General features: G+C 68.9%; 4 protein-coding genes. 3 read left to right on the top strand and 1 reads right to left on the bottom strand.

Annotated elements, in window-relative coordinates:
- Positions 1–538, top strand: a 538-nt coding sequence (locus tag AC1DYX_RS25190; RefSeq protein WP_477263964.1) for a DUF4384 domain-containing protein, incomplete at its 5' end; no start/stop codon positions are given.
- Positions 539–545: 7 nt separating this feature from the next.
- Here the strand turns inward: AC1DYX_RS25190 and AC1DYX_RS25185 are convergent.
- Positions 546–1091, bottom strand: a complete 546-nt coding sequence (locus AC1DYX_RS25185) for an OmpA family protein (RefSeq protein WP_477263962.1) — start codon at positions 1089–1091, stop codon at positions 546–548.
- A 188-nt stretch (positions 1092–1279) separates the two neighbouring features.
- On the opposite strand from AC1DYX_RS25185, the gene AC1DYX_RS25180 reads away from it, so the two are divergent.
- Both AC1DYX_RS25180 and AC1DYX_RS25175 read left to right on the top strand, forming a co-directional pair.
- Positions 1280–2944, top strand: coding sequence for a ShlB/FhaC/HecB family hemolysin secretion/activation protein (locus AC1DYX_RS25180; RefSeq protein WP_477263960.1), 1665 nt, complete (start codon positions 1280–1282; stop codon positions 2942–2944).
- 7 nt (positions 2945–2951) lie between these two features.
- A partial coding sequence (locus tag AC1DYX_RS25175) for a YDG domain-containing protein (RefSeq protein WP_477263958.1) occupies positions 2952–7643 on the top strand: 4692 nt, incomplete at its 3' end.

Genomic DNA, 7643 nt, shown 5'->3' with positions numbered 1-7643 from the left:
GGCTGCGCCCGTGCCCGCCGCCGCGTTCGATCCCGTCGCCGCCCTCGATGCCATCCTGGCCGGCGCCAATCCGGCACGCACGGTCGACGTGGACGTACCGGACAAGCCCCTGCGGATCGGCCGCGACAAATTCAGCTTCGCGATCCGTTCCTCGCATGCGGGTCATGTGTACATCTACACGGTGGGCACCCTGGGCAACGACTTCCACCTGTTGTTCCCGAATGCGCGCGACCGCAACAACCGCATCGGCGCGAACGAGGTATTGCGCCTGCCGCGCGCCTCATGGCCGATCAAGGCCTTCGGTCCGCCGGGCACGGACCATTTCGTCGTGATGGTATCGGACATGCCGCGCGACTTCGGCGCCGCCGGCCTGACGGACGAGAATCCCTTCTCCGCCTTCCCCGTCGCGCAGGCGGCCCGGCTGCAGGCCGCGTACACCGGCAAGACCGCGCTGTTCGCCGGCACGCCCGTCTGCGCGGACACGCCTTGCGCCGCGGACTACGGCGCGGCGGCCTTCACCATCGACGAAGTCCAGTAGGTTGCGTTCAGCGCGACAGGTTGACGATGGTGACGCGGCGGTTTTCGGGCGCCTCGGGATTGGACTTGTTCATCAGTTCGCGGTCGCCCTTGCCGATCGCTTCCAGCCGCGCCTTGTCGATGTTCACGTTCTGGACGAGGTAGTCGCGCACGGACTGGGCGCGCAGTTGCGACAGCTTCAGGTTCGCGTCGGCGCTGCCGCGCGGATCGGCATGGCCCTCGATGGCGAACCGGTAGGACGCCAGCTTGTCCGACGCGAGCGCCTTCCCGACCACGTCGAGCGAATGCTTCGCGCCCGGCGTCAGGTTCGCCGAATTGGTGTCGAAGGTGATCAGGAGGGACACCTTCGCCGGACGGGTACCGCCGGCGGGGCTCTCCTCGTTGTCGCGCGCGAGGCCGAGGCTGCGCGTACGGACCGGCGCACGGGGCGGCGCCAGCGCATCGACGAGCTGGCCGACGTCGGCCTGGCCCTCCTTGAGCACCTGCTCATCCTGGCTCTTCACGGGCAGTACGACCGCCATGATGCAAAGCGCCAGCAGCACGCGTCCTTTCATGTTCCCCCCTTCAGCGAATGTTATAACTTTTGCATCGGCATTATAGGTGCAGGCATGAACCATACGCAAGCGCCTTGTCGTGGAGTTGCTGGGTCGGCACAGATGCAACAAATACCCACACCGGGTGAAACATTCGGCCCGATAATCGCACGGATAAAAGTGACAACATGGGATGACTGAACATTCGAATGGATAATCCAGCAAAGCCTGATCGCACCGTCCCCCCCCTTCCCCACTTCCCCGCACGCAGGCCTTTCGGCGCCGGCCCCCTTCGCCTGGTCGCGCTGGGCTTGCACGCCGGCGCGCTGTGGCTGTCGATACCGGGCGTCGCGACCGCCGGGGAGCAGAAGATCCGGGTGAACAGCGTGCGCATCGAAGGCAATACGCTGCTGCCGGAACCCACGCTGTCCGGCATCACGTCCGGACTGGCGGGCACGGAGCGCAGCATGGGCGAATTGAATGCAGTCGCGCTGCGCTTGCAGAACGCGTACCGCGATGCAGGCTATGGTGGCGTCGTCGCCTACGTCCCGCCGCAGGACACGCCGAACGGCGACGTCACGGTGCGCGTGGTCGAGGGCCGGCTCGCGCAGGTCCGCGTGACGGGCAACACCTGGTTCGATACGGCGAACGTCCGCGCCGGCCTGCCGAACCTGCGCGAAGGAACGACCCCGCGCGTGCGCGCCATCGACCGCGACATCCAGTCGACCAACGACAATCCGGCCAAGCATGTGGGGGTGACGCTGATGGCGGGCGCGCGGCCCGGCGACATCGACGCCGAGGTCAATGTCATGGATGCGAAACCGCTGCAATACCTCGTCGGCTACAACAACACGGGTACGAGCGCGACCGGCATGCAGCGGCTGAGCGTGGGCGTGCAGCACGCGAACCTGTTCGACCGGGACCATGTGGGCACGCTGCAATACCAGACGTCGCCCGAGCATCCGGAGCGCGTCCATATCTACAGCCTCGGCTACCGTGTGCCGCTGTATGCGCAGGCAGCGTCGATCGATGCCTTCTACGCCCATTCCACCGTCAGCAACGGCACGACGGCGACGACCGCGGGACCGTTGACCTTCACCGGCCGCGGCACCGTCGCGGGCCTGCGCCTGAACCGCAACCTGGACCGCATCGGCGAATACGACCACCACATCTCGCTCGGCATCGATTCGCGCAAGTACGACGACGCGTGTTCCGTCGGCGTGTTCGGCGCGCTGGCCTGCGGGCCGGCCGCCGTCGACGTCGCCACGGTGCCGCTCAGCGTGGCCTACGTCKGCCAGAAACAGGGGCCATCCCTGTCCTATGGCATCAGCGGCGCGCTGTCGGTGAACGCGGGCGGCAGTGCGCGCGCGACGTTCGACGCGGCCCGCCCGGGCGCGCCACGGCATTACGCCATCGCGCGCCTCGTCGGCTTCGGCGAGAAGGGCCTCGGCGCCGGCTATACGGTCAACGGCCGGCTGGAACTGCAATACAGCCCGCACGCCCTGATCTCGGGCGAGAAATTCGGACTGGGCGGCGCCGCCAGCGTGCGCGGGTACACGGAACGCGAGCTGGCCGGCGACAACGGCATGCTGGTACGGATCGAGGCCACGAACGCCGCGCTGCTGCTGACGCAAGGCTACCGGCTGCAGCCCTACGTGTTCCTCGACCATGGCCGCGTGCTGAACCACCGCGACATGCCATGCCGCGATGCGACCGAAACGTCGTGCGCGCTGACGGGCGTCGGGCTCGGCGCGCGCGTGGCGCTGGGCAGGAACGTGAACGCCAGCGTGGACGTGGGCCGGGCGCAGTCACGCGGTCTCGGCACGCAGCCGGGCGACCTCCGCGGCCACTTCGCGCTCAACCTCGTCCTTTGAGGAAATCATGAAAAACCAGACCAGAACACTGCGCCGCCACGCCATCGCCGCCGCCGTCGCCGCGGCATTCGGCGCCCATGCCGGTCCGGCCCTCGCCCAGTTGCCGACCGGCCCGACGATCGTCAACGGCAGCGCCGGCATCGTGACGAACGGCGGCCAGATGACGATCACGAACAGTGCCGGCGCGGTGCTGGACTGGCAGTCCTTTAACATTGGTTCGCAGAACCGCGTCCGGTTCGAACAGCCCGGCGCCTCGAGCCAGGTGCTCAACCGCGTCGTCGGCAACGACCCGTCGAACATCCTCGGCAGCCTGTCATCGAACGGCGGCGTGTGGCTCGTCAACCCGCACGGCGTGCTATTCGGCAGCAACGCCCGCGTCGACGTCGCCGGACTGGTCGCGTCCACGCTGGGCATCTCGAACGACGACTTCCTGGCCGGCCGCTTCCGTTTCGACGGCACCGGACTGGCCGGCGGCCAGGTGCTCAACCAGGGCCAGATCGGCACTCGCTTCGGCGGCCATGTGTGGCTGGTGGGGAACTCGGTGCGCAACGAAGGCCTCGTGCGCAGCCCCGGCGGCCAGATCGTCCTCGCGGCGGGCAACAGCATCGAACTGGTCGATTCCGGCTTGCCCAACGTCGCCGTGCGCGTGACGGCACCGGACAACGGTGCGGTCAACCTGGGCACCCTGCTCGCCCCGGCCGGCGGCAGCATCGACATCCACAGCGGCATCGTCAACCAGCAGGGCATCGTCCGTGCGGACAGCATCGGCACCGATCCGGCCGGCCGCGTGGTCATCCGGGCGCAGGGCGATGTAACTCTGGGTGCGTCCAGCGCGACGGGCGCGGATGGCCGTGCGGGCACGGTCCTCGTCGAGTCGGCGGGCGGCACGACGCTCGTGCAGGGCCGGGTCAGCGCGACCGGCGCGACGGGCGCCGGCGGGCAGGTCCGCCTGCTCGGCAAGGAGGTCGGCGCGGTCGGGCAGGCCGTCGTCGACGCGTCCGGTGGCGGCGGTGGCGGCGAGGTGCTGCTGGGCGGCGACTACCAGGGCGCGAATCCCGCGGTGCGCAATGCCGCCGCCACCTACCTGGGCCCGAACGCATCCGTTCGCGCCAGCGCCACGGGCAGCGGCGACGGCGGCAAGGTCATCCTGTGGGGCGACCAGGCCACGCGCGTCTACGGCGCCATCGAAGCGAAAGGCGGCCCGGACGGCGGCAACGGCGGGCTGGTGGAGACGTCCGGGCATTTCCTCGACGTGAAGACGACCCGCATCGACGTGGGCGCGGCGCACGGCAGGGCCGGTACCTGGCTGCTCGATCCCGGCAACATCACGATCACCGGCTGCTGCTCGCAGGAGGGTGGGCTGTCGCACGACAATACGGCCGACTTCAGCGTCACCTCGAACAGCGACGATGCGTTCATCGAAGCCGACCTGATCGCCGGACAGCTCAGGCAGGGCACGAAGGTCATCATCAAGACCGGCGGAGGCGCCACCACGACGCAGGCCGGCGACATCGTCGTCGACCACGACATCGTGCTGGACGACGGCGCGCCGGCCGGCGGCGGGCTGAATCTGTTCGCGCACAACGACATCGTCGTCAGCCCCGGCGTGAAGATCAACTTCAATCACAACGCGATTCCCGTCAGCTTCACGGCGGACTTCGACAATGACGGCGCCGGCAGCATCGCCCTGCGCGAAGGCGCGCAGATCACGACCGGCGGCGGCATCGGCCTGAAAGCCGCCACCTTCGGCGCGACGCCGAACGGCACCATCCTGCTGGAGAGGAGCAGCTTGCTGGATGCCGGCACCGGCCTCGTCGCCATGACGGGCGCCCGGCTCGACATGCGCGACGGCAGCCAGGTGAACGGCAGCCACGTCAGCGCGACCGTCGACGACATCACGATGACGAATGCATCGATCTCCGCATCGGACGCCTTCGACAGCGGCGTCTCGATCGCGGCGAAGCGCCTGCAGCTGAACGGCAGCGCCATCCTGGCGCACGTCAGCGACGCCAGCAGCGCAGGCGGATCGGGCATCGCCATCACGGCCGACGCCCTCGACGTCACGGACGGCACCATCGCGKCCTCGTCGTCGAGCATGGGCGGCACCACCTACTCCGGCACCCTGTCGATCACGTCCGGCATCATCACCCTCACGAATGCCACGCTGGCGGCCGACTCGACCGGCGCCGCCGATACCACGACGAACGGCACGATGTCGATCACGTCCGACGACCTGGTGCTGAAGAACTCGAGCCTGATCGCGTCCGGGCCGATGCGCATTTCGAGTGGCCACTTCGCGTTCTCGGACACGAGCAATGAGGCGCAGATGAGCGCGGCCGGCATCAGCCTGTCCGCGCATGCCGTCGAACTCGATCACGCCAACCTCGTGTCGTCGACCGACGGCGACGCCATCACCATCACGACGGACACGCTGACGAACACGTCCAGCGTGCTGTCCACGCCCATCGGACGCTGGCTCATCCACCTGCGCACCGGCCAGACGTCGTTCCCGGCAGCGGCGCTCGGCGCGCTCGACTACCAGTTCGTCCAGGTCGATGCGGCCGGCACGGCGTCCATCGTCCCGGGCCTGAACGGCATCGTGATGGACGACCCGCTCGCCGTGCAGATCAAGGTGAATGCGACCCGCCCCTACGACGGCACGACGCAGGCGACGTTCACCCAGCCGCAGTCCTTCACGACGCTGCCCGGCTTCCAGGTACAGCCCCCCGCCAGCAACGTTGTCCTCGTCGGTACCTTCCAGGACAAGAACGCCGGAGCCGACAAGCCGATACTCTACAGCGCGGCAGGCCCGGCGTTCGACATCGCGACCGCCGCCGGCGTGCCGGTGGTCGGCGCGACGCAGTCCTATGTGGGCGACATCGTGCCGCGATCCGTGTCCGCGGCAGGGATCGCGCCGGATAACAAGGTGTACGACGGCACGCGCAGCGCGACGTTGTCGGGCGCGCCGGCCGGCTTCATCGCGGGGGACAGCGTCACGCTGGTCGGTGCGACGGGCCTGTTCGACACCAGGAACGCGGGCACGGGCAAGACCGTCACGATCTCCGGCGGCACGCTGGCGGGCGCCGACGCGGGCAACTACACGCTGGCCGGCGGCGCCACGACGACGGCCGACATCACGCCGCGTCCGATCACGGTCGCCGGCATCCAGGCCGCCGACAAGGTCTACGACGGCACGACCGCGGCCACGCTGTCCGGCGGCTTCACGGGCGCGCTGCCCGGCGACGTGCTCGCACTGGGCACGACGGCGGCGGCGTTCGACACGAAGAACGCAGGCACGAACAAGGTCGTGACGTTCACCGGCGCCGTGCTCGCGGGCGCGGACGCGTCCAACTACCAGCTGAGCGGACCGCTGACGACGCGGGCCGCCATCATGCCGATGCCCCTGACGATCGCCATMACCGGCACGGTCGGCAAGGAATACGACGCGACCACGGGCGCGACGCTGGACGCAAACCAGTTCGCCCTGAACAATGCCGTCGCCGGCGACACGCTGACCGTCAGCGGCCCCGCGCAGGCCAGCTACGCGACACCCGATGCGGGCCGGAACAAGGCCGTGAGCGCCACCGGTGCGTTCCAGATCGCCGGGGCGGACGCGCCGAATTACCGGATCGGCACCGTCGACCTCACGAGCGGCGTGAACGTCGTCGACGCGACGGCCAGCGGCAACGGGGGCACGATCACGCCTGCGAYGCTGACCTATGTGGCGGGACCGGCGGTGYGCGAGCCGGGACTGCCCGTCACGGGCCTGGGGGGGACGGTCACCGGCTTCAAGGGGACGGACACGCTCGACAGCGCGACCACGGGCACGCTCGCGTGGGACAGCAGCGCCACGCGGTTCTCGCGGCCGGGCACGTATGCGGTCAATGGCACCGGGCTGTCGGCCGACAACTACACGTTCGTGCAGGCACCGGGCAATGCGACGGCGCTGAGCGTCCGCTTCGATTTTTCACCGACGAAACCGGAGGCGCGTGCGCAGGACGACAGCGTGCATGCCATCGCCGCCGCGCTGCGCGCCGCCCTGCCCCTGCTGGGCCCGCGCGGCAGCGGCGGCGGCGTGTTCGACCGCGCCTCGCTGGCCGCGGCGCGCACGTTCGGCGCCATCCCGATTGGCGCGATGAACCAGGACGAACTCGCAGCCATGCTGGCCCAGCGCCGTGACTTCAAGCGCAAGCTGTTCGCCGATGCGATCTACAAGCTGGAAATCGACCCGAGCCTGGCCGACGTCCAGCCTTGCGCCACGGTGGCCGACGCGAGCACGGGCACCTGCCGCATCACGACTGCGCAACTGGAACTGGTCCACGCGTCGAAGGCCGTGGCCGCGAAGACGGCGGTCGCGAAGACGGCGCACGTGCCGCAGATCGAACGGAAGGTGGTCGTCCTGTTCGGCATCAACGACTATGCCGACAAGACGATCCCGCAACTGGAAAACGCCGTGCCGGACGTCGATGCCGTGGCGAAGATCTTCGCGCAGAAGCTGGGCTACGAGGTCCGCGTCGTGCGCGACCCGGACAAGGCCACGATCATCCGCACGCTGAACGGGCTGGCGGCGGAAATGAACGGCCAGGACAGCGTGGTGATCTATTACGCGGGCCACGGCTACTCGCTCGAAAAAAACGGCGCCGGCTACTGGATCCCATCCGATGCGAAAGCCGTCGATCCGCACGGCTGGATCTCGAAC

This window comes from Massilia sp. P2_C2 (assembly GCF_056404615.1).
Note: the sequence above shows the minus strand (reverse complement) of the source record. Positions and strands in the feature narration are given on the sequence as shown.